Here is a 23,506-nt window from a genome sequence, read left to right as displayed (position 1 = left end):
CGCTCCCACAGAGTTTTGTTGTGAACACAGGAATTGAGTACACCCTGCAAACCTGTGGGAGCGGGCTTGCTCGCGAAGGCGTCAGTTCAGTCAATTCATCATTGGCTGAACGAACGCTTTCGCGAGCAAGCTTTGCTCCTGCACTGGTTTCGTTTTGCCAGTTGAAGTGCGTCAGATGAGCGCCCGACGCAAATCGGCGGCAGCCTCGGACAGCACTTGCGCGGCGCGCTCGACCACCGGCGCCATGCTGATGAACCCGTGAATCATGCCGTCGCAACGCTGTTCACGGACGCTCACGCCAGCCTCGCGCAAGCGCCGGGCAAACGCCTCGCCCTGATCGCGCAGCGGATCGAATTCGGCAGTGATCAACGTGGTCGGCGGCATCTGCGCCAGGCTTGCAGCGCGCAACGGCGAGGCCAGCGGATCATCCCCCTGCCCGGCCTCTGGCAGATATTGCTGCCAGAACCAGTCCATCATGTTCGCCGTGAGGAAAAACCCTTCGGCAAATTCCGCATAGGACGGACTGTCATTACGTGCATCGGTCACCGGATAAAACAGGCACTGGTAGCTGATTTTCGGCCGTTGGTGCTGCGCCGCCAATTGACTGACCGCGAGCGCCATGTTGCCGCCCGCGCTGTCCCCGGCCAAAGCGAGACGGCTGCCATCGACGCCCAGTTCGGCCGCGTGTTCAACCAGCCAGCATGTCGCCTGATAGCAGTCCAGCGGTGCTGCCGGGAATGGATGCTCCGGCGCCAGACGATAAGCCACCGACACCACCACCGCTTCGGTCTGGCGCGCCAGCGAGCGGCAAAGATTGTCGTGGGTATCGAGGTTGCCAACGACAAAACCGCCACCGTGGAAATACACCAACAGCGGTAAATTGTGTTCTTGCGAAGGTCGATACAGTCGCGCATCGAGTTCACCGACGGTGCCGGCGACGCGCAGATTGCGCACCTCGCTCATCGGTTCACCAGGAATGACCGGCTGCATGTCGTCGAAAAACTGTCGGTATTGCGCGGCATCGAGCTGGCTGTAATCGGGTGCCGGCAGCTCGCTGAATTGCTGGAGGATCGGGGCGATCTGTTTATCGACTGGCATGGACGTCTTCCTTAACATCGAACATTTGAAATTGTGGGTTGGATTCTTCGAGGATGCTTTGTACACGAAGCGGCAGTGCCGCTTCAAAGCCCTTGTGCGACAACACCCAAAAAGCGTTTCGCGGCGATGGCCGCAAATACTTGCGCCGCCAGCTCGGCGGGGGCATGCCTTGGCGAATGCTGCGCGTTGCGTGCCTGAATAGTCAGATCGGGGATGCCGCCGGTCTGATGACTCGCACGATCAGCTTTTGGGTTCTTCCAATGCAGTACATGCCTTTGCTCGGAAGACCCTCTCATGAACAATAAAATGGCTGTAATCGGGCTGGCTGGCCTGATTTCGATCTGCCCGCAGTTCGCCCTTGCCGTGGAAAAAACCGGCGGATCCTCGGTACCGCCGACCGCTATTCCGGGGGTGAATCAGGGCGGGTCGGAGTCGAAAGAAGAAAAAGCGGACAAAAAGGGAGAAGAAGCTTCGGGTTCCAACTCAGGGGCTGAGTCGCATGAGACGCAGAAGGATGCCGACAGCTCGAGTGATTCAAAAGATGTAAAAAAGTCCGGGCAATGAATCTTCTCTGGGCGTTAACTTGAGCAAACTCGGCAAGTGGTGGCGCTGAGCCATGAATGGTAAAGTTCAGGCTCTAAATCAGGGATGGCGCGTCATGATCAAACGAGTTTTTGTAGCAGTAACGCTAATGTTCACCAGCCTTGCGGCTAACAGCGCCAATCTGTCCAACGAACTGTTGGAAGAGTGCAAACGAGTAGAAAACGCGGCTAGAGTAATCATGAATGCCAGACAAGGAGGCGTGCCCCTTACGACCGTGCTGGAAATGGCCGACGCCGCCGGAAAAGAAAGTGAATACGTAGGCAGTTTGTACAAAAGTTTGATCGGAAAGGCCTACGAATTCCCGCAGCAGCCCGACGCCAAGATGCAACAGGGCTTGGTCGCTGAATTTCAGAAGACGTATTACTCGCTCTGCATCGATGCCGCGCAAAAGACCTAGGGCAAAACTACCTGAGGGGTGATGCGGAACAATAGACAGAAAAAACCCGCCGAGGCGGGTTTTTTTGTGAGTCAGGCGATCAAGTCGCTAGACCTCAACGGTGAAATGGCCCCTGCCGGCGCATCAGCGAAGGCGCTGGAAAAGTCGTTTATTTCGATGCGCTATCCATGATGCTGAACAAGGTGATGATCCCGCATATAGCGGGATAAAGCAGATATTGGCCGGGATGGACCACCATCCCGACAGCCCAGCCAACGAGCAGCGCAATACCGACAATGCGTCGGTGGCGGGCGTGAATCGTCGCTGAATGCGCGCCTGCAGTTGGCGCGAGGATCCTGTTAAATTCCGCATGTTCATACCTTTTGAACAGTTGTGCAGAAGCTGAAAAAGTAGAACGAGATTTTTTCTTCTTCAACATCCCTCAGCTCATATCTTATTCTGTCGAGACCATTGTCGATTCGAGTCGCGATCAGGTCCATGAATTGAGTGAGTCCACCGCCGAAGCATTTCAGGTGCAGTGCGCTGACGTCATGGAATTTTACCGTGACAGCGGCTGTTTCTGGATCGTTGGAGGACGACATGGTTAAGTGTCCGCCTGCAACGACGCAAGTGTCGAATCGATGAATAGGGACAAGCGTCAAAGCGCGCAAAAAGGCAGCGAGACAGTGTCAGCTATGAAGGTGAATGGTAGGTCAATGATTACAAGCGGACCGAGAAACTGCGCGAGCACATATTCATCCTTGACGCCGTCATAGCAATCATACGAGCTGTTCCGATTGGTAACTGCGCCAAGCCAAGCGCAGCCACTCAACTGCGAAATGACCAACATCAAAATTAGCTTCCGTAGCACGTAACTTCCTTATCACTTTTCCATTGTGTGATCTGTAGACGCCATCATGGAAAGTTAGTCACCTTCCCCGACACCACCCGAATGCGCTCCCCTCCACGCCCAACGGCAACCAGCTGAGCGGATGAGTGCATTCGAATTTTGTTGGATCACCCATGGAGGTATTTGCAATGCGCACAGTTATGACTCGAATCGGCTATTCCCGCTCCGGCTTAAAAAACGCTGGTAGCAATGGAGATTGCAGACTGATCAGTCCTGCTTTTGTTTCCAGTATTCCAATCGTTTTACGGGGTCAGAAAAAACCCTTGTAAAGGGCAACGCCCCTATAAACAGGAAGTATCTGATCAACTCTGAGCGTCCTTTGGTGCTTGCGAGCGCTGGCACTGAATGCATCAATAAAGCACAACAACTCTTTCCCCCCCTTCAAAGGCAGCCGCTATAGCGGCAAGGTCGAAGTGTCAGGGATAAGGAACAAAATCCCCTAATCGTTCTCGGGCGATCGGTACGGCGTATTCAAGCAGCTCAAGGGGAACGTCCTGCACGAACAGGGTCACCTCAAAGCGGAGTGTCTCGTCGTTTCGAAAGATCTCAAATAACAGGCCGTCGTTACCTCTCCAGCATTCAAGCGCAAGGCCATCGTGTCCTTCAACGACGCTTGAAGCGCAGCAAAACCGATATTCGACTCCGTGTACGACCACGTCACACCTCCATTTTTTAAAGGCCGCAACGATACCTCTCCCTCATATGAATTTGATAGCTGCTAAAGCGGCAACTCACTAAAAGTAAAGAAAAAGAACGAGATCTTTTCACTCTATTCTAGCTTTGCAGGAGTTTGGCCTTTTCAGCCTCAAATTCACTCTCAGTGAGCAGGCCCTTTTCCTTCAGGCTACCGATTCTTTCGAGCTTCTGATATTTGTCTTCTTCAGACTGAGGCTGAGGCTGAGGCTGAGGCTGAACATGGATCGTGTCTGCAGATTGTGTTGAGGAGACGGACCAAACGAGGGAAACAACCCAGCCAATGATGGTCCAGCCGAGAAAAAGATCCAGCATAAAAATAGGCCATCTTTCCGGGTGCTTTCGACTGAAAGCATTGAATGAAGGCAAAAAATATGTGGCGATCATCAAGAAGAGGAGAACTATAGCCATTCCGATGTCCAACATTTCCAATACTCACCTCTCTAAATTGATCGCAGCAATTTATCACTATCCAAAGGCAGCGTTATAGATAGTTGCAAGCCCATCGATGAAGCTCTGCATCAAGTGCTTCGCTGTGCGTCAGTCGACTCTTTTCGGGGAGTTGCCGACTCACCTGCAAACGATGGCGCTTTTCAAGGTGAAAACCGGCTGTCGCGAGCAGGAAGCTTGCAAGCTGAGGTGGGACTGGGAGATTTCGGTGCCGGAGCTCGGCACCAGTGTGTTCCTGATCCCGGCGGACATTGGCGGCAGACACGAACGGTCTGGCGTGAAGAATGGCGACGAGCGCCTGGTGGTGCTGACGATTTTGAAAAGGAAAATTGGATGAAGTCCCGAAAAACTCCCCACCAATGAAAAAGCCCAACTGGCTAGAGTTGGGCTAAGTCATTGAAAAATATGGTCGGGACGGAGTGATTCGAACACTCGACCCCTAGCACCCCATGCTAGTGCGCTACCGGACTGCGCTACGCCCCGACTGGTCTTTCAACTCGCTCTTCACCTCGAAGAGCGCTCAAGAATATAGCGCAAGCTTTTGAAAACTGGAAGTATTCAAAAGCAGCTTTTTATTTCTTGAGAACCACCAACACGTCTTCCAACTCGGCAATCATCTGCCGGATCATTTGTTTGTATTGGGTGGTGTCGTCTTTGGCTTCGTCGCCGGACAGGCGCAGGCGTGCGCCGCCGATGGTGAAACCTTGATCGTAAAGTAGCGCGCGGATCTGCCGGATCATCAGCACGTCCTGGCGCTGATAATACCGGCGGTTTCCGCGGCGTTTGACGGGGTTGAGTTGAGGAAACTCCTGCTCCCAGTAGCGCAGCACGTGTGGCTTTACGGCACACAGCTCGCTGACTTCACCAATGGTGAAGTAGCGTTTGCCCGGGATGACGGGTAGTTCGTCGTTATGACTTGGTTCCAGCATAAGCCTCAACTCGGGCCTTCAACTTCTGCCCTGGACGAAAGGTGACCACACGGCGAGCCGTGATCGGGATTTCTTCCCCCGTTTTCGGGTTGCGGCCAGGCCGCTGGCGTTTGTCCCGAAGGTCGAAATTGCCGAAACCGGACAATTTGACCTGCTCGTTGTCTTCAAGAGCGTGCCTGATTTCCTCGAAAAACAGTTCTACCAATTCCTTGGCTTCCCGCTTGTTCAGGCCCAGCTCTTCATACAGACGTTCCGCCATCTCAGCTTTCGTCAAAGCCCCCATACGTCACTTCCTTAACGTGGCGTTCAACCTTTGTTCGAGCGAGGTGAGGATATTTTGCGTCGTCGAATTCACCTCATCGTCATTAAGAGTGCGCGATGGATGCTGCCAGGTCAAGCCAACTGCAAGGCTTTTTCTATCAGGATCAATGCCTTTACCCTGATATACGTCAAACAGCCTGAGATCTGTGAGCCATTCGCCTGCATTTTCACGGATTACGTCCAGTACAGCCGAGGCTGCGACGTCTTTGTGCGCGATCAGTGCAAGGTCACGACGCACTTCAGGAAAGCGCGACAACTCGTGGAATTTCGGCATTTTACCGAGTGCCACTTCAGCCAGAACCAGCTCGAAAACGAAGACCGGACGATCCAGACCCAAGGCTTTCGACAATTCCGGGTGAATGGCGCCGATGAAACCGACTTCACGCCCTTCGCGTTCGATGCGCGCGGTTTGACCCGGGTGCAGCGCCGGATGTTTGCCCGGAGCGAAAGTGAAGGAATCCAGTGCACCGGCAAAGCCCAGTACCGCTTCCACGTCAGCCTTGACGTCGAAGAAGTCCACGGTATCGCGACCCTGCGCCCAACCTTCCGGCAGGCGGCTGCCGCAGACAACACCCGACAGCATCGGCTCTTGCTTCAGGCCTTCGAGTTGACCGACGAAGCGCAGACCGCTTTCGAACAGACGCACGCGATCCTGCTGACGGTTGAGGTTGTGCTGCAGCGCCTTGACCAGACCCGGCCACAGCGACGAGCGCATGGCAGCCATGTCGTTGGAGATCGGATTGGCCAGCAACAGCGGCTCGACGCCCGGATTGAACAGTTCGAACTGGCGCGGATCAATGAAGCTGTAAGTGATCGCTTCCTGATAACCACGGGCCACCAGCAGGCGACGCAGTTCAGGCAGATCGCTACGCGCTTCAGCCTTGGCTTGCGGCGCGAGGCGCGCCTGCGGGTAACGAACCGGCAGACGGTTGTAGCCGTACAAACGCGCCAGTTCTTCGATCAGATCGACTTCCAGGCTGATGTCGAAGCGATGGCTTGGCACTTCTACGCGCCACTGCCCTGCCCCGTCGGCGGTAATGCCCAGACCCAGGCCGCCGAGCAGACGCTCGATCTGAGCGGAGTCCATTTCCATCCCAAGCATCTGGGTGATGCGCTGGGCACGCAGGGTGATCGGCGCGATCGACGGCAAATGTTGCTCGCTGACGGTCTCGATGATCGGACCGGCTTCGCCACCAGTGATTTCCAGCAGCAGGCCAGTGGCGCGCTCCATGGCTTCACGGGCCAGTTGCCAGTCAACGCCACGCTCGTAGCGGTGCGAGGCATCGGTGTGCAGACCGTAGGAACGAGCCTTGCCAGCAACAGCGATCTGGTCGAAAAACGCAGACTCAAGGAAAACGTCGCGAGTGGTTGCGGACACACCGCTGTGCTCGCCACCCATCACACCGGCAATTGCCAGAGCGCGAGTGTGGTCGGCGATCACCAGCGTATCGCTACGCAGGCTGACTTCCTGACCGTCGAGCAGCACCAGCTTCTCGCCCTCTTCTGCCATGCGCACACGGATGCCGCCATTGATTTCGGCGAGATCGAAGGCGTGCAGCGGCTGACCGAGCTCAAGCATCACGTAGTTGGTGATGTCGACGGCAGCGTCGATGCTGCGCACGTCGCCGCGGCGCAGACGCTCAACCATCCACAACGGGGTCGGCTTGGACAGGTCAACGTTACGGATCACTCGACCCAAGTAACGCGGGCATGCCGATGGGGCCAGCACTTCTACCGAACGCACTTCATCGTGCACGGCAGGAATGCTCATGATCACCGGACGAGTGACCGGCGCGTCGTACAGCGCGCCGACTTCACGGGCCAGACCGGCCAGGGACAGGCAATCGCCACGGTTCGGGGTCAGGTCAACCTCGATGCTGGCGTCTTCCAGATCCAGATACACGCGGAAATCTTCGCCCACCGGCGCATCGGCTGGCAGCTCCATCAGACCGTCGTTGCCTTCACCGACCTGCAGCTCGGCTTGCGAGCACAGCATGCCGTTGGACTCGACGCCACGCAGCTTGGCTTTCTTGATCTTGAAGTCGCCCGGCAGTTCGGCACCGATCATGGCAAACGGAATCTTCAGGCCCGGGCGCACGTTTGGCGCTCCGCACACGACCTGAAAGGTTTCCGCGCCATTGCTGACCTGGCACACGCGCAACTTGTCGGCATCAGGGTGTTGCTCGGTGCTCAGCACCTCGCCCACCACTACGCCACTGAATACGCCGGCGGCCGGCGTAACGCTATCGACCTCAAGACCGGCCATCGACAGGCGAGCAACCAGCTCGTCGCGATTTACCTGCGGGCTAACCCAGCCACGCAGCCATTGTTCACTGAATTTCATCCTGCTCTCCTAAGAATTCGTTACGACTAGCGAAATTGCGCGAGGAACCGCAAGTCGTTGTCGAAGAACAGACGCAAGTCGTTCACGCCGTAACGGAGCATGGCCAGACGCTCGACGCCCATGCCGAAGGCAAAGCCGGAGAATTCTTCCGGGTCGATGCCGGACATGCGCAACACGTTCGGGTGAACCATGCCGCAGCCCATCACTTCCAGCCAGCCGGTCTGCTTGCAGACGCGGCAGCCTTTACCGCTGCACATCACGCATTCCATATCGACTTCGGCGGATGGCTCGGTGAACGGGAAGTACGAAGGACGGAAACGTACGGCCAGTTCTTTCTCGAAGAACACCCGCAGGAATTCTTCGATGGTGCCTTTGAGATCGGCAAAATTGATGTCGCGATCGACCAGCAGGCCTTCGACCTGGTGGAACATAGGCGAGTGGGTGATATCGGAGTCGCTGCGGTACACACGGCCTGGGCAGACGATGCGGATCGGCGGCTGTTTCGATTCCATGGTGCGGACCTGTACCGGCGAGGTATGGGTGCGCAACAACATGTTGGCATTGAAATAGAAGGTGTCATGCATCGACCGGGCCGGGTGATGGCCTGGGATGTTGAGCGCTTCGAAGTTGTGGTAGTCGTCTTCGACCTCAGGGCCTTCGGCAATGCCGTAGCCGATGCGGGTGAAGAACTGTTCAACACGTTCCAGAGTCCGGGTAACCGGATGCAGACCACCGGAGGTCTGGCCACGGCCCGGCAACGTCACGTCAATGGATTCGGCAGACAGTTTGGCAGCCAGTTCGGCTTCCTCAAACAGAGCCATGCGCGCATTGAGAACGCCTGTTACACGTTCCTTGGCAACGTTGATCAGCGCGCCGACTTGCGGACGCTCTTCTGCCGGCAAATTCCCCAGGGTCTTCATCACCTGAGTCAATTCGCCCTTTTTACCAAGGTATTGAACCCGGATTTGCTCCAGGGCATTGATATCTTCAGCGCTTTGCACAGCCTCTAGTGCTTGAGAGACCAGCGCATCCAGGTTTTCCATGTACAGACTCCAGATACAAAATAGGGGAAGAGCTTGAAGGCTCTTCCCCTATTTAAGACGTTTACCACCTGGCCCCACGGAAGTGAGGCCGGGTGATTGTCGGGGGTACTTAAGCCAAGGTGGCTTTAGCTTTCTCGACAATCGCAGCAAACACCGCTTTTTCGTTCACTGCCAGATCAGCCAGAACCTTACGGTCGATCTCGATGGACGCTTTTTTCAGGCCAGCGATGAAACGGCTGTAGGACAGACCGTTAACACGAGCACCAGCGTTGATACGAGCGATCCACAGAGCGCGGAACTGACGTTTTTTCTGACGACGGTCACGGTAGGCGTATTGGCCTGCCTTGATTACCGCTTGCTTGGCAACACGGAATACGCGCGAACGTGCACCGTAGTAGCCTTTAGCAAGTTTCAGAATTTTTTTGTGACGCTTACGGGCAATGACGCCACGCTTTACACGAGCCATGAGTTACTTCCTCTATTCTTGACTAAAATTAACGAAGGCGCAGCATGCGCTCGACTTTTGCCACGTCAGACGGATGCAGCAAGCTGCTACCGCGCAGTTGACGCTTACGCTTGGTCGACATTTTAGTCAGGATGTGGCTCTTGAAAGCGTGCTTGTGCTTGATACCGTTAGCAGTTTTCAGAAACCGCTTAGCAGCACCACTTTTGGTTTTCATTTTTGGCATGTTCGGATACTCCGCATTCAGTTGATAAACATAATCAGAAGGCCTGCCGTGCCCTGTTGATTACTTCTTCTTTTTCGGGGCGATGACCATGATCAGCTGGCGTCCTTCCATCTTAGGATGCTGTTCGACCGAACCGTACTCGAGCAGGTCAGCTTCAACCCGCTTGAGGAGTTCCATCCCCAGCTCCTGGTGGGCCATCTCACGGCCGCGGAATCGCAAGGATACCTTGGCCCTGTCCCCATCACTCAGGAAACGTACCAGGTTGCGCAGTTTTACCTGGTAATCCCCTTCCTCCGTCCCTGGACGAAACTTGATTTCTTTAACCTGAATCTGCTTCTGGTTTTTCTTGGCTGCGGCAACCTGCTTCTTCTTTTCGAAGATCGATTTGCCGTAGTCCATCAGTTTGCAAACAGGTGGTACTGCATCGGCGGAAATTTCCACCAGATCCAGTTTGGCCTCTTCAGCCTTAAGAAGCGCGTCTTCAATTGACACAATCCCAAGCTGTTCACCTTCAGCACCAATTAACCGAACCTCGCGTGCCGAGATATTCTCGTTGATCGGGGCTTTCGGTGCAGCTCGTTTATCTTGTCTCATTTCACGCTTAATAATAATTACTCCGAATCTGGGCGACCACGCCGGGAAACCGCTTGCGCGAGAAACTCAGCGAACTGGGCGACGGGCATCGAGCCCAGGTCAGCACCTTCACGAGTACGCACAGCGACAGTCTGCATCTCGACTTCCTTATCTCCGATAACCAAGAGATAGGGAACCTTGAGCAAAGTATGCTCGCGGATTTTAAAGCCGATCTTTTCATTTCTCAAGTCGGACTTGGCACGAAATCCGCTTTCGTTGAGAGTTTTTTCAACTTCTGCAACAAAATCTGCCTGTTTATCAGTGATATTCATGATCACCGCCTGGGTTGGCGCCAGCCAGGCAGGGAACGCACCTTCGTAGTGCTCGATCAGGATTCCGACGAAACGCTCGAAGGAACCGAGGATCGCACGGTGCAACATCACCGGGTGTTTGCGGCTGTTGTCTTCAGAGACGTATTCAGCGCCCAAACGGACAGGCAGGTTAAAATCGAGCTGCAAGGTACCACACTGCCAGACGCGACCGAGGCAATCTTTCAGCGAAAATTCGATCTTCGGACCGTAGAACGCACCCTCCCCCGGCTGCAGATCGTACGGCAAGCCCGCAGAATCAAGGGCTGCAGCCAATGCTGCTTCGGCGCGATCCCACAACTCGTCGGAACCGACGCGTTTTTCCGGACGAGTGGACAGCTTCATCTCGACATCGGTGAAGCCGAAGTCACGATAAACGTCCATGGTCAGCTTGATGAACGCTGCTGATTCGGCCTGCATCTGCTCTTCGGTACAGAAGATGTGGGCGTCGTCCTGAGTGAACGCACGTACACGCATGATGCCGTGCAGCGCACCCGACGGCTCGTTACGGTGGCAGGCACCGAACTCGGCCAGACGCATCGGCAACTCGCGGTAGCTCTTCAGGCCCTGGTTGAACACCTGCACGTGGCATGGGCAGTTCATTGGCTTGATGGCGTAGTCGCGGTTTTCCGACTGCGTGGTGAACATGTTGTCGGCGTAGTTGGCCCAGTGCCCGGATTTCTCCCACAGGCTGCGGTCAACGACTTGAGGGGTCTTGATCTCAAGATAGCCGTTGTCGCGCTGGATCTTGCGCATGTACTGCTCGAGCACCTGGTACAGAGTCCAGCCGTTCGGATGCCAGAACACCATCCCCGGGGATTCTTCCTGGGTGTGGAACAGGCCCAGACGCTTGCCGATCTTGCGGTGATCGCGCTTTTCAGCTTCTTCGATGCGCTGGATGTAAGCCGCCAGCTGCTTCTTGTCTGCCCAGGCAGTGCCGTAAACGCGCTGCAGTTGCTCGTTCTTGGCGTCGCCGCGCCAGTAGGCACCGGACAGCTTGGTCAGCTTGAAGGATTTCAGGAAGCGCGTATTCGGCACGTGCGGACCGCGGCACATGTCGACGTATTCTTCGTGATAGTACAGACCCATGGCCTGCTCGTTCGGCATGTCTTCGACCAGACGCAGCTTGTAGTCTTCGCCGCGAGCCTTGAACACTTCAATCACTTCGGCGCGCGGAGTGACTTTCTTGATCACGTCGTAATCTTTTTCGATCAGCTGTTGCATGCGCTGTTCGATCGCAGCCATGTCGTCCGGAGTAAAAGGACGTTCGAAGGCGATGTCGTAATAGAAGCCTTCATCGATGACCGGCCCGATGACCATTTTCGCAGTCGGGTACAGCTGCTTGACCGCGTGGCCAACCAGGTGAGCGCAAGAGTGGCGAATGATCTCCAGCCCCTCTTCATCCTTTGGCGTGATGATTTGCAGGGTCGCGTCGCTGCTGATGATGTCGCTGGCGTCGACCAGTTGGCCATTGACCTTGCCGGCCAGGGTGGCCTTGGCCAGACCTGCACCAATGGATGCAGCGACCTCGGCTACGGAAACCGGGTGATCGAATGAACGTTGACTGCCGTCGGGAAGAGTAATAGTTGGCATGGCGCCTCCTCTCCTAGTGGTGACCCCTACCAAAGGTCACGTGGGTTGGGATGAGCCAGTACAAGATCCGATCCAGGCCATTCAATGACGAACGCCTGCCTTACAGCGGCAGGAGCCTTGCGGCCAACCGGAAAACCGAACCAGAGTGACTGGGATTCAAATCGAAATATTCACACGCTGACCGCTGCCGGGACTGAAGGTCACCGGAGCCTGAGAACGCTTGAGCCCGGCATGCTAGCACAGATGAGCGGTCACTTATGCCTCTGTTTCGCCAGAAGGCAAATCGTCCGTTTTTATGCCAGAGTGCTGAACTTGATCGGCCCTTCAGCCCTCAGATAACAAGACATTGACCCACAAGGAGCATCCTCGCATGCGTCTGAACACTTTATTCGCCGTAGTCGCCCCCATTGTCCTGCTGCTGCCACTGAGCGCTCACGCCGATTGGCCGAAGGGCGAGCGTGACAAGTACATGGCCCAGTGCACCCAGGCGGCTACCCCACAGATTGGCGCCGCAGCGGCGAAATCCCACTGTGCCTGTGGCGCGGATGCAATCAAGTCTTATCCAGCGAGCGACATTCAGGCATTGATGGACAACAAGGCGACGCCTGAACTGCAGCAGAAAGCCCTGGGCCAAATCGCCAAATGCAAGGCGAATACCCCGGCTAAAAAGTGATGAAAAAGGCCTTCATGATCGGCTAAAGGCTGGAAAAAAGTGCCAGAAATGAGCCTTTTCAGACGATTTATGCAGGTTTTACAGGTTTTTTTACTGTCTTTACTTTTCGCTCAAAGCCTTTTAAACCGGGGCCTCCAGCCGAAATTGGCAGTAAAGAAAACACGACTGATTGGCAAACAGCACGTCCGGGGGGCTACCAAAGCGAACATTTCGACTATGATACTCCGGTGTGCCCAGTTGGCCTGAGCAGCACAGTACTACTGAAAATATATGTTTCTTGGAGATACACCATGTCTAATCGCCAAACCGGCACCGTTAAATGGTTCAACGATGAAAAAGGCTTCGGCTTCATCACTCCTCAAGGTGGCGGTGACGACCTGTTCGTACACTTCAAAGCTATCGAATCCGACGGTTTCAAAAGCCTGAAAGAAGGCCAGACTGTCTCCTTCGTGGCTGAGAAAGGCCAAAAGGGTATGCAAGCTGCACAGGTTCGCCCAGAGTAATTTCTCGGCGCACTAAAAAAACCCCGTCCATGTGACGGGGTTTTTTATGCCTGCGGCAAAAGCGTTCTGCGATCAGCCGCAGTTGACGCGAGTGACGACCAGGTTGGTATCAGTGTTCAGGTTCAGGCGATCCGAACGGTATTCCAGGGTGATCATGTCGGTTGGCTTGAGGAAGCGGGCGTTCTGCGCACCGGCCTTGGCTCGCGCTTGCTCAAGCAGCTCCGGAGATGCTTTCTTGCCGATGGCGAATTCCGCTGCCGTCGCTTCACAGCGGCTGTGACCGGACTCGGTCGCCACTGCATCCTTTGCCGACTCGCTGGAGTTCGTACTGCAACCGGCCAACATCGCAGCGGCCAAGAGTGCACCCAGTGTCGCGAACTTCAAAGGCATGAAGCCTCCTTGTTTTCAAATAGTTAAGCTGAGATTGTGCGACCGCCAATCCGGCGTTTGGTTTCATGGCAGATGCCATCACCTTGCCGCACCATCGGAAAAACGCCGAGTTTGCCTGAGCGTGGCGCTCCCCTGCGCAATCAATCGTGACTGAATATTAACAATGCTCAGTAGACGTCGATGTAGTCAAACGGCGGATTCGGCCAGTTGTCCTTCAGTGCGTTGAAAATCTGCATCACCCACACCTCGTCGCTGGCTGCGACATTTCCCACATAACCCGAACCCTTGGCCCAAGTCTCAAGGCGAAACTGCAGGCCGTCGATGTCCTGCCCGCCAGTGATGCCCGAAGAAATATAGGCAATACCGCCCTTGGTCACGCGCAATTGCGTGTGCTCGTCATCACTGGCCGAAGCCAGCAATTGGCGCACAGCGTCGAGCGTGAGGCCGTCGGGGGTATTCAAATCAATCTGCACAGTACGTTCCCTGGTTCGCCGGAAAAGACCAAGTGTCGCATAGCGTTCCATTCATGCCTAAGTCGCAGTGCCAAACGCCCGACAAAATGGTTAACTCGAAACTCAGACTTCCCGACTTTTCGAGCGCTCTCATGACCACCATCAGCATCGATGCCGACATCAAAGCCAAATGGGCAGACGGACACAGCTCCTACAGCCCGGGGACCACCGAAGAGCTGGCGCTGATTGGTATCGATTTATTGGTCAAAGAGCTGGGCACCGAAGCCGCCCAACAATTCATCAAGCAGATTTTTGAGCGTTACCCGACCGAACAGTTCGAGCACGAGCATGCGCAGAAGGGGTAAAACCCGCAGGCTGGCACCTGCGGGCGGGCTGTTTACTTCAAACGCTTCAGGCGTTCGGTGAGCAAATCGAAGAAGCCCTGAGCATCGCCATTTTCCACCCAGAATGCATTCTTCGGTGCTTTGAGGCCGTCATACCAGTCGACGATGGTCTGACCGAAAGTCGGCCCTTCACGACTATCTACTACGACATTCACCGAACGACCGGTGAACAGCTCAGGCTTGAGCAGGTAAGCCACGACGGTGGCGTCATGCACCGGACCACCCGGAATACCGTAGTGCTCCATATCGCCCTTGACGTATTCGTTGAGGATGTCACCAACGATCTTGCCTGCATTGTTATTGAGCGAGGCAATCTGCTTCAGGCGTGCATCACTGGTGAGAATCTTGTGCGTCACGTCCAGCGGCAGATACGTCAGTTTCACGCCGCTCTTGAGCACCACTTCAGCCGCTTGCGGGTCGGCAAACAGGTTGAATTCAGCCACTGGGGTGATGTTGCCGCCGTTGAAGTGCGCGCCACCCATGATCAATACTTCCTTGATGCCCTGAACAATCTCCGGCTCCTGGATGAGTGCCAGCGCCAGGTTGGTCTGCGGACCGAGCATGGCGATGGTGATGCTGTGTGGCTTGGCTTTTTTCAGGGTATCGATCAGGTAATTGACCGCATTGCCCTCTGCCAGACCTTTTTTCGGCTCATGCACGGTAACACCCGACAGGCCTTCCTTGCCATGAATGTTCTCGGCGTAGATCGGTGTGCGCATCAGCGGCTTCGGCGCACCGGCGTAGACCGGAACGTCCTCGCGCCCTGCCCACTCGCGAGCCAGCCGCGCGTTACGCGATGTCTTGTCGAGACGCACGTTGCCGGCCACGGTGGTCAGTGCACGAATATTCAGTTCATCGGGCGAGGCCAGGGCGAACAGCAAGGCGACCACGTCGTCTGCGCCCGGATCGGTGTCGATGATCAGGTCGATTTTTTCCGCCGCCTGAGCGCCGGTCGCAGTTATCACGGACAAAAGCAGCAGACCCCGGATTAATTGATGCAGTTTGTGAGCATAGCGTTGCATGGCGCATTCCTTGTGCAGGTAGACATCGAAATTTAGAACGTAACCCCGGCAACCAGCACGATGTTGCAGTACGGCTGACATTCGCCTGTACGCACAATCGCCCGTGCCTGGCGGCTGAGGACCTTGAATTGCTCATGACTGAGCAGGTCGCGACGACCCAGTTCGCCTTCATCATTCAGCGCCTCCAGCGTGATCAGCGCCGTCGGTTGCTTGTCGAAGATTTCATTGGCCAGCGCATGGCTTTCCACTTGCATCTCGCTTAGCACGACTTTCAGCGTGCTGACGAAATCAGGGACACCGTGGGTCAGCGCCAGATCGATCAGCTCGACACCGGGCGGTACCGGCAATCCGGCATCACCGATGACGACCATGTCGCCATGGCCCAGGGAGGCGATCAGTCGCGATAGCGCGACGTTGAGCAAAGGAGTCTTTTTCATGCGGGTTTAAAAGCCTGTACGTCGGACATGGTTGGAATGGACGGTTGCGCGCCGGCGCGAGTAACCGACAGCGCCGCGGCGATCTGCCCGTAGCGAATGGCCTCGGCTTCGGATTTGCCGCCCGCCAGCGCAGCTGCAAAACCACCGACGAAGGTGTCCCCGGCGGCAGTGGTGTCGACTGCTTTCACCTTCGGCGCGGGAAAGTGCTCAAAGCCCTTGCCACTGGCGAACAGCGAACCTTCAGCACCGAGGGTAATGATCACTTTGCCCGCGCCCATGGCGATCAGATGACTGGCAGCATTTTCCGCCGTTTGCGGCGAATCGACCGGCAGCCCGCTCAATGCGGCCGCTTCGCTCTCGTTGGGAATCAGATAATCAATCGCGGCGAACCAGTCTGCCGGAAGCGGCCGACTGGCCGGCGCCGGATTGAGGATCACGGTCTTGCCCAACGCGCGTGCACGCTTGAGTGCGTGGCCTACGGTTGCATCCGGGATCTCGAGCTGGCAAATCACCACGTCGGCGGCTTGCAACACCGCATCAAAGCGGTCGATCACTGCCGGCGTCATTGCACCGTTGGCACCCGCGACAATGACGATGGCGTTCTGACTGTTGTCATCGACCACGATCAGCGCCACACCACTGGAGTCCTCGACGGTACTCACCGCCTGGCAGTCGATCTGCTCGGCCAGCAACGCGTCACGCAGTTGCACACCATAGTCGTCGTTGCCGACGCAGCCGACCATCGCGACCTGTGCGCCCAGACGTGCAGCCGCCACCGCCTGATTGGCGCCCTTGCCACCAGAAACGGTGGCAAAGGAATGACCGATCAGCGTTTCACCGCCCCGCGGCAGCCGTGGCGCGCGGGTGACCAGATCCATGTTCAGGCTGCCTATTACCACTACATTTGCTGGCATACATCACTACTCGTCAATTCGGTTTCAGCGGTATTCGGTGAACACGCCGGACAGCGGCGCGGTCGATTCGCGCAAGACAATACTCGGGGTCACGATGCGTTGATCGGTGCCCAGATCCGGTGTAGCAATCCTTCGCAGCAGCACTTCGGCCGCCATCTCGCCCAGTTGCAGAATCGACTGGCCGACAGTGGTCAGCGCCGGATACACGTAACGGCTCATCTGGATATCGTCGAAGCCGATCACCGACAGCTCGCTCGGCACCCGCACATTGCGCTCGGCCGCCGCGCGCAGCACACCGATGCCAATCATGTCGTTACCGGCAAAGATCGCGCTCGGCGGATTGCTTTCCAGCAGAACCGCCGCCGCGTTGTAACCGCCGGTGCTGGTGAAATCGCTTTCCAGCATGCGCGCCTGACGCACTTCGATACCCGCCTCTTGCAGCGCCCGACAATATCCGGCCTGACGCATCTGCGCCACGCTGGTACTGGCCGGGCCGCCGATGGTGGCGATGTCGCGGTGACCCAACTCGAGCAAATGTCGAGTGGCGAGATACGCGCCGTATTCGTGATCGATGCGCACCAGATCGGCGTCCACACCTTCCAGACCGCGGTCGACAATGACCATCGGCGTCTTCACACCTGCCAGCCCTTGCGCCAGACCGCTGTCACCGCCGGCCGAGGCAACGATCAAACCGTCGATGCGTTTTTCCAGCAGAACACGTAAATAGCTGCGCTGTTTTTCCGGGTTATCGTCGGAGTTACAGAGAATCACGCAGTAGCCGTTGCGCTCGCAATAATCCTCGATGCCCCGCGCGAGTTCGGCGAAGTACGGGTTGAGACTGTTCGGCACCAGCAGACCGATGGTTGCGGTGGTCTTGGCTTTCAGCGAGCGCGCCACCGCACTCGGCACATAATCGAGACTCTTGATTGCCGCTTCGACTTTCAGGCGCACTTCCTGACTGACCGGCCGCGTGTTGTTCACCACATGCGACACGGTCGTGTAGGAAATGCCTGCAAGCGCCGCTACATCCTTGATCGTTGCCATATTGGTATATCAGCCCCGTCGACTGGCGCGTTGACTGCGATAAGTGTCGAGCACCACGGCAATCACAATGACCGCACCGGTGATGATGCGCTTGGTCGGTTCGGTCGCACCAATCTGCGCCAGACCGGCCGCCAGTACGGAAATGATCAACACGCCAAAGAACGTACTGATCACCGAGCCGCGCCCGCCCATCAGGCTGGTACCGCCGATCACCACCGCGGCGATCACTTGCAGTTCAAGGCCGGAGCCGGCGTTCGGGTCGGCAGCTTCAAGACGGGAAATCTGAAACAGCGCGGCGATCCCGGCCAGCAAGCCCATCAGGCTGAACACCAGAATCTTGTAGGGTTTCGGGTTGATCCCGGCCAGGCGCACCGCTTCTTCGTTGGTGCCGATACCGATCAGGTAGCGGCCGAACACCGTGCGGGTCAAAACCGCCTGAGCAATGAAAATCACCAGCAAGGCAATGATGAACGACGGCGAAATACCGAACGCGATCGGGTTTGACAGCCAGGCAAATGAATCACCGATGTAGGCCGTGCGCGACCCCGTCATCTGGTACGCCAGCCCCCGGGCCATTTCCAGCACACCGAGGGAAACGATAAATGAAGGAATTCGCCATGCCACAGTGATCGAACCGGTAACGGTGCCGGCCAGTGCCGCCACCGCCATGCCGAGCAACGCCGCCGGCAACACGCCCCAGCCCCAGCCGAGCATGGCGACGCTGACCGTCGATGCTGCCAAAGCCAGAACCGAACCCACGGACAGATCGATACCGCCGATGATCAGCACGAAGGTCATGCCGACCGCCAGCACCATCAGGTCGGGAATCTGGTTGGCCAGGGTGCTGAAGGTGTTATAGGAGAGAAAGTGGCTGCTCAAGACCGAGAACAGCGCAACCATCGCCAACAAGGCACCGGCCAGGCCCAGATAAGTGCCGAGGCCGTAGAAGTTGCCACTACGTTTGCCGGCAGGAGATGCAGTTTTCATGGGAGATCCCTAGGCGCCGCTTCGTTGAGCAACGCATCACGTTTTTGGTAGCCGGCGAACGCGGCGGCAAGCAAATCATCCTGGGTCCAGCTGTCGCGCTCGAAGGTGTCGATCAGGCGCCCTGCCGACAACACGCCGATCCGGTCGCAGATCAGCATCAGTTCACGCAAGTCACTGGACACCACCACCAGCGCTTTGCCCTGGCGCGTCAATTCGCCGAGCAAACCATAGATGTCGAACTTGGCGCCAACGTCGATGCCACGCGTGGGTTCATCGAACAGCAGCACCGAACAATCACGCTCGAGCCAGCGGCCGATCACGACTTTTTGCTGGTTACCGCCAGACAACTCGGAAACCAGTTGTGTCGGACTCGAGCTGCGGATACGCATGGCATCGATCTGCCGCTGCGCCAGGGAGTTCTCATCGTTGCTGTTGACGATGCCGCCACTGGAAATTTCCGGCATGTTGCCCAGCGCGATATTCGCACTGATCGACTGACTGAGCAGCAGGCCCTCGCCCTTGCGGTCTTCGGTGATCAAGGCGATGCCATTGCGCACCGCATCGACGGGCGAACGCACGCTGACCACTTGCGCAGGCGAGCCAAGGGCAATCGTGCCGCTGTCGGCAACGTCTGCACCAAAGATCAGCCGCAGCAGCTCCGTACGCCCTGCCCCGATCAGCCCGGAGATCCCGAAGATCTCACCGGCGCGCACTTCAAAGGAAACATCGCGCACTTTGTCCGAACGGCTCAGGCCTTTGACCGTCAACGCCGGAGCGCCAATCTTGCGCGGCCCCATGTCAATGTGTTCGCCCAACTCGCGACCGACCATCAGCGTCACCAGTTGCTCGCTGTTGTAGTTGGCCATCGGCTCGACGCACACCAGGTTACCGTCACGCAGCACGGCAATGCGCTGGGCAACGCGCGCCAGTTCTTCGAGACGGTGAGAGATGTAAATGATCGAAACGCCACGCGCCTGCAGACGAGTGATCTGCTCGAAGAGCATTTCGACTTCACGCGCCGTCAGCATCGCGGTCGGCTCGTCGAGAATCAGCACATGGCAATCACCGATCAGGTTGCGGGCGATTTCGACCATCTGCTGATGGCCGATACCCAACTCGCCGACCAGCGTGTCCGGATCGATCGCGTCGAGCCCGACTTGCGCCATGGCTTCGATCGCCGCTTTGCGCAATTGCTTGCGGCTGATCCAGCCACCGTTGCTTGGCAGGTTATCGAGAAACAGGTTCTCCGCCACCGACAGCGTCGGTAACAGATTGAGTTCTTGCATGACCATGCGCACGCCGAGGTCTTCTGCCTGGGTGCGACTGCCAGGGCGATATTCCTTGCCCTGAAATTGCATCTGGCCGGTGGTCGGCGTAACCAGCCCACCAATGATCTTCGAAAGGGTGCTTTTACCGGCGCCATTCTCGCCGGTCAGCGCCAGCACTTCACCGCGCATCAGCGTCAAATCGATGCCGGTGAGCACCGGTTGCGCATAGGTCTTACCGATACCGCTGACCGAGAGGACGGCGTTCGGGGCGGAAACTGACATAAAAAACTCTCCATGCGCTCGCCCGGACGGACGAGCGCCGTTGTGTCGCCAGAAGACTTACTTGGTGACCAGCTCGACCGGTGTTTCGATCACGCCGTTGGCACCGCTGTCGACCTTCTCGCCCTTGATGATTTTCAGCGCAGTTTCGATACCGAACACAGCCTGCCTGGCGGCGAACTGATCGGCAGTCGCCAGCACGCGACCGTCTTTGAGCATTGGCTTGATGGCGTTGATGTTGTCGTAACCGACAACTTGCACCTGACCGGCCTTGCCGGCGGCGCGCACGGCGGAAACGGCGCCTACAGCCATACTGTCGTTACCGGCCAGCAGAGCCTTGACGTCCGGGTATTCGCTGAGGATCGAAGCGGCAACCTTGTTGCCTTTGTCGATTTCCCAATCACCGGATTGCAGGGAAACGACCTTGATCTGCGCCGCGTCCATCGCGTCCTTGAAGCCAGCGGTACGCTGCTGGGCGTTGGTCGTGGTCGACACGCCTTCGATGATGCCGACCTGATCGCCGGCCTTGAGCTGCTTGGCCAGGTATTCACCGACCAGACGTGCGCCTTTACGGTTATCCGGGCCTACGAATGGCACACTGATGTTCTTGCTTTTGACGATTTGCGGATCGAGCTGGTTGTCGATGTTGATCACGGTAATACCGGCGTCGACGGCCTTCTTGATCACCGGCACCATGGCCTTGGAATCAGATGGCGCGATGACCAGGGCATTGACCTTGGCGAGGATCATTTGCTCGACGATCCGCGTTTGGCCAGCGGTGTCGGTCTCGTCCTTGATGCCGTTGGAGATCAGATCGAAATCGGCGGAATGTTCTTTTTGATAAGCCTTGGCGCCGTCTTCCATGGTCAGGAAGAATTCGTTGGCCAGAGACTTCATGACCAGCGCGACTTTGGGTTTTTCAGGGGATTCGGCGAACGCCGAAGAGACAGGGAGCGTGGCAGCGGCGGCGGCCAGCATAGCGACAGCGAGAAGACGTCCAGCAAATGGCAGCTTCATGGGTTCACTCCGATCTTATGATTATTGTGAGCAACGCTTGCGCTGGCGTAAGCTACGTCGCTTTCAGCCGAGAGACAGTGCATCGGGAAAGCCGCGCAAACGTTTGCGTAGACCGAACTATGCGAATCCCGCCGACATTTGTCAACAATCAGAAATCGTCATTTGTTGTAGGGCGAATCTGCTGACTCGCCCCTCGCTGTTTACGCTGTGGTGCTGACCAGGTTACCGCTGGTGGAATCCTTGGTCATTTCCTTGAGCAGTGCCGCCGCGACCTCCATCATCTCACCGCTGGTTTGCGCCATCTGCCCCTGAATGGACATCACCGCCTGCGACTTCGCTTCCGGCGTCGGATAACTCTGGGCCTGGGCCGCAGCCAAGCGCTGTTGCTGCTCCTGAAGCTGCTTCTGCAATTCCTGCATGCGCTTCAGAAGCATTTTGACCGTGACGCTCAGGTTATCGCTGCTTTCAGTCTTGCTGTCTGCTGGTGCGGCGCCGCCGGTTCTGACCTGGTTGTTTTCACCCTTGTCAGTACCCAACGCCTCAGCGGACGCGTCTGTCTGCCCCTCGCTCAAGGCATTGATGGTTGCTGCGGTTTTGCCGCCGATGGTGACGGCACCGGGGTTTGCCAAACCGATCGTCAGTGACATGTGGACTCCCTACATTTTAGTTTCCTTGAACCAGCATCGGCCTGAGTGAGGGTTTCTTTAGCAGAACAATCGAATCCGGCAAGCGGATACGTTCGACAGGATCGGTAGTCCTTTTCGGTGAACCGAACGCGAAAGTCTCCATTGTTCGGAAACCCGGACAAGCGCTTTGCATCACCTTTTACTCAATCATAAAAACTTGATTTAAATCATCAGGTTAAACATTTCTCTAAAGCAAAGTACGGCTGGTACAGATCCTGCTCTTCCCATAGCACTCCAGGCATTCAGATCAGCCCGGAGCGCATCTAGATGAACCTGCACCAGCACCGTCTCACTACTAGAGAGAAAAATAATGAAATCTGCTTTTAACACTTTGGTTCCGGGCGCTTTGGCCCTTCTCCTGCTCCTGCCCACCGCCCTTCAGGCAAAAGAAGTCGAAACCCAGGCCAAACTCGCCAACGTCGTGGTCCTTGCCACAGGCGGCACCATTGCCGGTGCCGGCGCGAGCGCTGCCAACAGCGCCACCTACCAGGCTGCCAAAGTTGGCATCGAGCAATTGATTGCCGGTATTCCCGAGCTGAACAAACTGGCCAATGTGCGCGGCGAACAGGTCATGCAGATTGCTTCGGAAAGCATCACCAACGACAACCTGCTGCAACTGGGTCGTCGTGTCGCCGAACTGGCTGACAGCAAAGACGTCGACGGCATCGTGATCACCCACGGCACCGACACTCTGGAAGAGACCGCCTACTTCCTCAATCTGGTCGAGAAGACCGACAAGCCGATCATCGTCGTTGGCTCGATGCGTCCGGGCACTGCCATGTCGGCAGATGGCATGCTCAATCTGTACAACGCCGTCGCTGTCGCCAGCAGCAAAGACGCTCGCGGCAAAGGCGTACTGGTGACCATGAACGATGAAATCCAGTCCGGTCGCGACGTCAGCAAAATGATCAACATCAAGACCGAGGCATTCAAAAGCGCCTGGGGTCCATTGGGTATGGTGGTCGAAGGCAAATCCTACTGGTTCCGCTTGCCAGCCAAGCGCCACACCATGGATTCCGAATTCGACATCAAGAACATCAAGAGCCTGCCTGACGTAGAAATCGCCTATTCCTACGGCAACGTAAGCGATACCGCCTACAAAGCACTGGCCCAATCCGGCGCCAAAGCGATTATCCACGCCGGTACTGGCAACGGTTCGGTGTCCTCCCGCGTGGTGCCAACCCTGCAAGCCCTGCGCAAGGATGGCGTACAGATCATTCGTTCGTCCCACGTCAACGCCGGCGGTTTTGTCCTGCGTAACGCCGAACAGCCTGATGACAAGTACGACTGGGTCGTCGCGCACGACCTGAACCCGCAAAAAGCCCGTATCCTGGCGATGGTCGCGTTGACCAAAACCAACGACAGCAAAGAGCTGCAACGGATGTTCTGGGAATACTGATTGACCTTCGCCCGGTCGATTCTCGATCGGGCACTCGGTTC

Annotated in this window: 28 protein-coding genes, 1 tRNA gene and 1 pseudogene; 7 read left to right on the top strand and 23 right to left on the bottom strand. The window is 56.7% G+C overall.

Going from position 1 to position 23,506, the window contains the following annotated elements; all coding sequences use genetic code 11:
* Nucleotides 1-171: 171 nt before the first annotated feature.
* Nucleotides 172-1,098: an alpha/beta hydrolase gene (locus tag QOL84_RS01275; RefSeq protein ID WP_283435860.1), complete on the bottom strand. Its 927-nt coding sequence runs from the start codon at nucleotides 1,096-1,098 to the stop codon at nucleotides 172-174.
* Between the two features lie 294 nt (nucleotides 1,099-1,392).
* On the opposite strand from QOL84_RS01275, the gene QOL84_RS01270 reads away from it, so the two are divergent.
* Nucleotides 1,393-1,662, top strand: a complete 270-nt coding sequence (locus QOL84_RS01270; RefSeq protein WP_283435859.1) for a hypothetical protein — start codon at nucleotides 1,393-1,395, stop codon at nucleotides 1,660-1,662.
* 52 nt (nucleotides 1,663-1,714) lie between these two features.
* Complete coding sequence (locus tag QOL84_RS01265; RefSeq protein WP_283435858.1) at nucleotides 1,715-2,098, top strand: hypothetical protein; 384 nt, start codon at nucleotides 1,715-1,717, stop codon at nucleotides 2,096-2,098.
* Nucleotides 2,099-2,246: 148 nt separating this feature from the next.
* On the opposite strand, the gene QOL84_RS01260 is transcribed toward QOL84_RS01265, so the two are convergent.
* The 3 genes from QOL84_RS01260 to QOL84_RS01250 form a co-directional block, all read right to left on the bottom strand.
* On the bottom strand, nucleotides 2,247-2,516 hold the full coding sequence (locus tag QOL84_RS01260) for a hypothetical protein (protein WP_283435857.1): 270 nt from the start codon (nucleotides 2,514-2,516) through the stop codon (nucleotides 2,247-2,249).
* A gap of 219 nt (nucleotides 2,517-2,735) precedes the next feature.
* Nucleotides 2,736-2,927: a YceK/YidQ family lipoprotein gene (locus QOL84_RS01255; RefSeq protein ID WP_283435856.1), complete on the bottom strand. Its 192-nt coding sequence runs from the start codon at nucleotides 2,925-2,927 to the stop codon at nucleotides 2,736-2,738.
* Between the two features lie 834 nt (nucleotides 2,928-3,761).
* The gene (locus tag QOL84_RS01250) at nucleotides 3,762-4,106 is read right to left on the bottom strand and encodes a superinfection immunity protein (protein ID WP_283438606.1); all 345 of its coding nucleotides are present in this window, start codon (nucleotides 4,104-4,106) and stop codon (nucleotides 3,762-3,764) included.
* A 115-nt stretch (nucleotides 4,107-4,221) separates the two neighbouring features.
* Here QOL84_RS01250 and QOL84_RS01245 point away from each other — a divergent pair.
* Nucleotides 4,222-4,461 (top strand): annotated as a pseudogene (locus QOL84_RS01245) (tyrosine-type recombinase/integrase); the annotation flags it as partial.
* 75 nt (nucleotides 4,462-4,536) lie between these two features.
* On the opposite strand, the gene QOL84_RS01240 reads toward QOL84_RS01245, so the two are convergent.
* From QOL84_RS01240 to thrS, 9 genes are all read right to left on the bottom strand, one after another.
* Nucleotides 4,537-4,613, bottom strand: a tRNA-Pro gene (locus QOL84_RS01240).
* A gap of 89 nt (nucleotides 4,614-4,702) precedes the next feature.
* The gene (locus tag QOL84_RS01235; RefSeq protein WP_003179985.1) at nucleotides 4,703-5,059 is read right to left on the bottom strand and encodes a MerR family transcriptional regulator; all 357 of its coding nucleotides are present in this window, start codon (nucleotides 5,057-5,059) and stop codon (nucleotides 4,703-4,705) included.
* On the bottom strand, nucleotides 5,040-5,342 hold the full coding sequence (gene ihfA / locus QOL84_RS01230) for an integration host factor subunit alpha (protein ID WP_002553164.1): 303 nt from the start codon (nucleotides 5,340-5,342) through the stop codon (nucleotides 5,040-5,042). The genes QOL84_RS01235 and ihfA overlap by 20 nt, the downstream gene beginning before the upstream one ends.
* Nucleotides 5,343-5,345: 3 nt before the next feature.
* A complete protein-coding gene (pheT, locus tag QOL84_RS01225) occupies nucleotides 5,346-7,724 on the bottom strand; it encodes a phenylalanine--tRNA ligase subunit beta (RefSeq protein WP_283435855.1) in 2,379 nt (792 codons plus the stop codon).
* A 26-nt stretch (nucleotides 7,725-7,750) separates the two neighbouring features.
* The gene (pheS, locus tag QOL84_RS01220; protein WP_003226365.1) at nucleotides 7,751-8,767 is read right to left on the bottom strand and encodes a phenylalanine--tRNA ligase subunit alpha; all 1,017 of its coding nucleotides are present in this window, start codon (nucleotides 8,765-8,767) and stop codon (nucleotides 7,751-7,753) included.
* A gap of 109 nt (nucleotides 8,768-8,876) precedes the next feature.
* Nucleotides 8,877-9,233, bottom strand: a complete 357-nt coding sequence (rplT, locus tag QOL84_RS01215) for a 50S ribosomal protein L20 (protein WP_007913489.1) — start codon at nucleotides 9,231-9,233, stop codon at nucleotides 8,877-8,879.
* A gap of 28 nt (nucleotides 9,234-9,261) precedes the next feature.
* Entirely contained in the window at nucleotides 9,262-9,456 is a 195-nt protein-coding gene (rpmI, locus tag QOL84_RS01210; protein WP_002553160.1) for a 50S ribosomal protein L35, read from the bottom strand.
* A 60-nt stretch (nucleotides 9,457-9,516) separates the two neighbouring features.
* Nucleotides 9,517-10,068 (bottom strand): translation initiation factor IF-3, encoded by a 552-nt coding sequence (gene infC, locus QOL84_RS01205; protein WP_170947229.1) that lies wholly within the window; start codon nucleotides 10,066-10,068, stop codon nucleotides 9,517-9,519.
* The gene (thrS, locus tag QOL84_RS01200; protein ID WP_007913488.1) at nucleotides 10,068-11,990 is read right to left on the bottom strand and encodes a threonine--tRNA ligase; all 1,923 of its coding nucleotides are present in this window, start codon (nucleotides 11,988-11,990) and stop codon (nucleotides 10,068-10,070) included. Before thrS ends, infC begins: the two co-directional genes overlap by 1 nt.
* A 370-nt stretch (nucleotides 11,991-12,360) precedes the next feature.
* On the opposite strand from thrS, the gene QOL84_RS01195 reads away from it, so the two are divergent.
* The gene (locus tag QOL84_RS01195; protein ID WP_129394684.1) at nucleotides 12,361-12,663 is read left to right on the top strand and encodes a hypothetical protein; all 303 of its coding nucleotides are present in this window, start codon (nucleotides 12,361-12,363) and stop codon (nucleotides 12,661-12,663) included.
* Between the two features lie 290 nt (nucleotides 12,664-12,953).
* Nucleotides 12,954-13,166: a cold-shock protein gene (locus QOL84_RS01190; RefSeq protein ID WP_003179963.1), complete on the top strand. Its 213-nt coding sequence runs from the start codon at nucleotides 12,954-12,956 to the stop codon at nucleotides 13,164-13,166.
* Nucleotides 13,167-13,238: 72 nt separating this feature from the next.
* On the opposite strand, the gene QOL84_RS01185 is transcribed toward QOL84_RS01190, so the two are convergent.
* Entirely contained in the window at nucleotides 13,239-13,556 is a 318-nt protein-coding gene (locus QOL84_RS01185) for an I78 family peptidase inhibitor (protein WP_283435854.1), read from the bottom strand.
* Between the two features lie 167 nt (nucleotides 13,557-13,723).
* Nucleotides 13,724-14,029, bottom strand: a complete 306-nt coding sequence (locus QOL84_RS01180; protein WP_283435853.1) for a hypothetical protein — start codon at nucleotides 14,027-14,029, stop codon at nucleotides 13,724-13,726.
* Between the two features lie 131 nt (nucleotides 14,030-14,160).
* Here QOL84_RS01180 and QOL84_RS01175 point away from each other — a divergent pair, with 131 nt between their 5' ends.
* Nucleotides 14,161-14,373 carry a hypothetical protein gene (locus QOL84_RS01175; protein WP_283435852.1) on the top strand — a complete coding sequence of 71 codons (213 nt, stop codon included), beginning with the start codon at nucleotides 14,161-14,163 and terminating at the stop codon, nucleotides 14,371-14,373.
* Between the two features lie 32 nt (nucleotides 14,374-14,405).
* Here the strand turns inward: QOL84_RS01175 and QOL84_RS01170 are convergent, their stop codons facing one another.
* The 8 genes from QOL84_RS01170 to QOL84_RS01135 form a co-directional block, all read right to left on the bottom strand.
* A complete protein-coding gene (locus tag QOL84_RS01170) occupies nucleotides 14,406-15,434 on the bottom strand; it encodes a nucleoside hydrolase (RefSeq protein ID WP_283435851.1) in 1,029 nt (342 codons plus the stop codon).
* A 32-nt stretch (nucleotides 15,435-15,466) separates the two neighbouring features.
* Nucleotides 15,467-15,871 carry a D-ribose pyranase gene (rbsD, locus tag QOL84_RS01165; RefSeq protein ID WP_283435850.1) on the bottom strand — a complete coding sequence of 135 codons (405 nt, stop codon included), beginning with the start codon at nucleotides 15,869-15,871 and terminating at the stop codon, nucleotides 15,467-15,469.
* Entirely contained in the window at nucleotides 15,868-16,785 is a 918-nt protein-coding gene (gene rbsK / locus QOL84_RS01160) for a ribokinase (RefSeq protein ID WP_283435849.1), read from the bottom strand. Before rbsK ends, rbsD begins: the two co-directional genes overlap by 4 nt.
* 24 nt (nucleotides 16,786-16,809) lie before the next feature.
* A complete protein-coding gene (locus tag QOL84_RS01155; protein ID WP_283435848.1) occupies nucleotides 16,810-17,829 on the bottom strand; it encodes a LacI family DNA-binding transcriptional regulator in 1,020 nt (339 codons plus the stop codon).
* A 9-nt stretch (nucleotides 17,830-17,838) separates the two neighbouring features.
* Nucleotides 17,839-18,816 carry an ABC transporter permease gene (locus tag QOL84_RS01150; protein WP_129394692.1) on the bottom strand — a complete coding sequence of 326 codons (978 nt, stop codon included), beginning with the start codon at nucleotides 18,814-18,816 and terminating at the stop codon, nucleotides 17,839-17,841.
* Nucleotides 18,813-20,366 carry a sugar ABC transporter ATP-binding protein gene (locus QOL84_RS01145; RefSeq protein WP_283435847.1) on the bottom strand — a complete coding sequence of 518 codons (1,554 nt, stop codon included), beginning with the start codon at nucleotides 20,364-20,366 and terminating at the stop codon, nucleotides 18,813-18,815. Before QOL84_RS01145 ends, QOL84_RS01150 begins: the two co-directional genes overlap by 4 nt.
* Before the next feature lie 57 nt (nucleotides 20,367-20,423).
* Nucleotides 20,424-21,380: a sugar ABC transporter substrate-binding protein gene (locus QOL84_RS01140; RefSeq protein WP_129394694.1), complete on the bottom strand. Its 957-nt coding sequence runs from the start codon at nucleotides 21,378-21,380 to the stop codon at nucleotides 20,424-20,426.
* A gap of 200 nt (nucleotides 21,381-21,580) precedes the next feature.
* Nucleotides 21,581-22,027, bottom strand: a complete 447-nt coding sequence (locus QOL84_RS01135; protein WP_283435846.1) for a hypothetical protein — start codon at nucleotides 22,025-22,027, stop codon at nucleotides 21,581-21,583.
* 349 nt (nucleotides 22,028-22,376) lie between these two features.
* On the opposite strand from QOL84_RS01135, the gene QOL84_RS01130 reads away from it, so the two are divergent.
* Complete coding sequence (locus QOL84_RS01130) at nucleotides 22,377-23,465, top strand: asparaginase (RefSeq protein WP_129394696.1); 1,089 nt, start codon at nucleotides 22,377-22,379, stop codon at nucleotides 23,463-23,465.
* Nucleotides 23,466-23,506: the final 41 nt, after the last annotated feature.

This window comes from Pseudomonas helmanticensis (genome assembly GCF_900182985.1).
Taxonomy (GTDB): Bacteria; Pseudomonadota; Gammaproteobacteria; order Pseudomonadales; family Pseudomonadaceae; genus Aquipseudomonas; species Aquipseudomonas helmanticensis.
The sequence above is the reverse complement of the archived record's forward strand: the minus strand, read 5'-3'. Positions and strand labels throughout refer to the sequence as shown.

Excerpts from the sequence above, each read along its gene's own strand:
- QOL84_RS01275 (WP_283435860.1), bottom strand. The coding sequence starts at position 1,098 with ATGCCAGTCGATAAACAGATCGCCCCGATCCTCCAGCAATTCAGCGAG.
- QOL84_RS01270 (WP_283435859.1), top strand. The coding sequence starts at position 1,393 with ATGAACAATAAAATGGCTGTAATCGGGCTGGCTGGCCTGATTTCGATC.
- QOL84_RS01265 (WP_283435858.1), top strand. The coding sequence starts at position 1,715 with ATGAATGGTAAAGTTCAGGCTCTAAATCAGGGATGGCGCGTCATGATC.
- QOL84_RS01260 (WP_283435857.1), bottom strand. The coding sequence starts at position 2,516 with ATGTTGAAGAAGAAAAAATCTCGTTCTACTTTTTCAGCTTCTGCACAA.
- QOL84_RS01255 (WP_283435856.1), bottom strand. The coding sequence starts at position 2,927 with ATGTTGGTCATTTCGCAGTTGAGTGGCTGCGCTTGGCTTGGCGCAGTT.
- QOL84_RS01250 (WP_283438606.1), bottom strand. The coding sequence starts at position 4,106 with ATGTTGGACATCGGAATGGCTATAGTTCTCCTCTTCTTGATGATCGCC.
- QOL84_RS01235 (WP_003179985.1), bottom strand. The coding sequence starts at position 5,059 with ATGCTGGAACCAAGTCATAACGACGAACTACCCGTCATCCCGGGCAAA.
- ihfA (WP_002553164.1), bottom strand. The coding sequence starts at position 5,342 with ATGGGGGCTTTGACGAAAGCTGAGATGGCGGAACGTCTGTATGAAGAG.
- pheT (WP_283435855.1), bottom strand. The coding sequence starts at position 7,724 with ATGAAATTCAGTGAACAATGGCTGCGTGGCTGGGTTAGCCCGCAGGTA.
- pheS (WP_003226365.1), bottom strand. The coding sequence starts at position 8,767 with ATGGAAAACCTGGATGCGCTGGTCTCTCAAGCACTAGAGGCTGTGCAA.
- rplT (WP_007913489.1), bottom strand. The coding sequence starts at position 9,233 with ATGGCTCGTGTAAAGCGTGGCGTCATTGCCCGTAAGCGTCACAAAAAA.
- rpmI (WP_002553160.1), bottom strand. The coding sequence starts at position 9,456 with ATGCCAAAAATGAAAACCAAAAGTGGTGCTGCTAAGCGGTTTCTGAAA.
- thrS (WP_007913488.1), bottom strand. The coding sequence starts at position 11,990 with ATGCCAACTATTACTCTTCCCGACGGCAGTCAACGTTCATTCGATCAC.
- QOL84_RS01195 (WP_129394684.1), top strand. The coding sequence starts at position 12,361 with ATGCGTCTGAACACTTTATTCGCCGTAGTCGCCCCCATTGTCCTGCTG.
- QOL84_RS01190 (WP_003179963.1), top strand. The coding sequence starts at position 12,954 with ATGTCTAATCGCCAAACCGGCACCGTTAAATGGTTCAACGATGAAAAA.
- QOL84_RS01185 (WP_283435854.1), bottom strand. The coding sequence starts at position 13,556 with ATGCCTTTGAAGTTCGCGACACTGGGTGCACTCTTGGCCGCTGCGATG.
- QOL84_RS01175 (WP_283435852.1), top strand. The coding sequence starts at position 14,161 with ATGACCACCATCAGCATCGATGCCGACATCAAAGCCAAATGGGCAGAC.
- QOL84_RS01170 (WP_283435851.1), bottom strand. The coding sequence starts at position 15,434 with ATGCAACGCTATGCTCACAAACTGCATCAATTAATCCGGGGTCTGCTG.
- rbsD (WP_283435850.1), bottom strand. The coding sequence starts at position 15,871 with ATGAAAAAGACTCCTTTGCTCAACGTCGCGCTATCGCGACTGATCGCC.
- rbsK (WP_283435849.1), bottom strand. The coding sequence starts at position 16,785 with ATGCCAGCAAATGTAGTGGTAATAGGCAGCCTGAACATGGATCTGGTC.
- QOL84_RS01155 (WP_283435848.1), bottom strand. The coding sequence starts at position 17,829 with ATGGCAACGATCAAGGATGTAGCGGCGCTTGCAGGCATTTCCTACACG.
- QOL84_RS01150 (WP_129394692.1), bottom strand. The coding sequence starts at position 18,816 with ATGAAAACTGCATCTCCTGCCGGCAAACGTAGTGGCAACTTCTACGGC.
- QOL84_RS01145 (WP_283435847.1), bottom strand. The coding sequence starts at position 20,366 with ATGTCAGTTTCCGCCCCGAACGCCGTCCTCTCGGTCAGCGGTATCGGT.
- QOL84_RS01140 (WP_129394694.1), bottom strand. The coding sequence starts at position 21,380 with ATGAAGCTGCCATTTGCTGGACGTCTTCTCGCTGTCGCTATGCTGGCC.
- QOL84_RS01135 (WP_283435846.1), bottom strand. The coding sequence starts at position 22,027 with ATGTCACTGACGATCGGTTTGGCAAACCCCGGTGCCGTCACCATCGGC.
- QOL84_RS01130 (WP_129394696.1), top strand. The coding sequence starts at position 22,377 with ATGAAATCTGCTTTTAACACTTTGGTTCCGGGCGCTTTGGCCCTTCTC.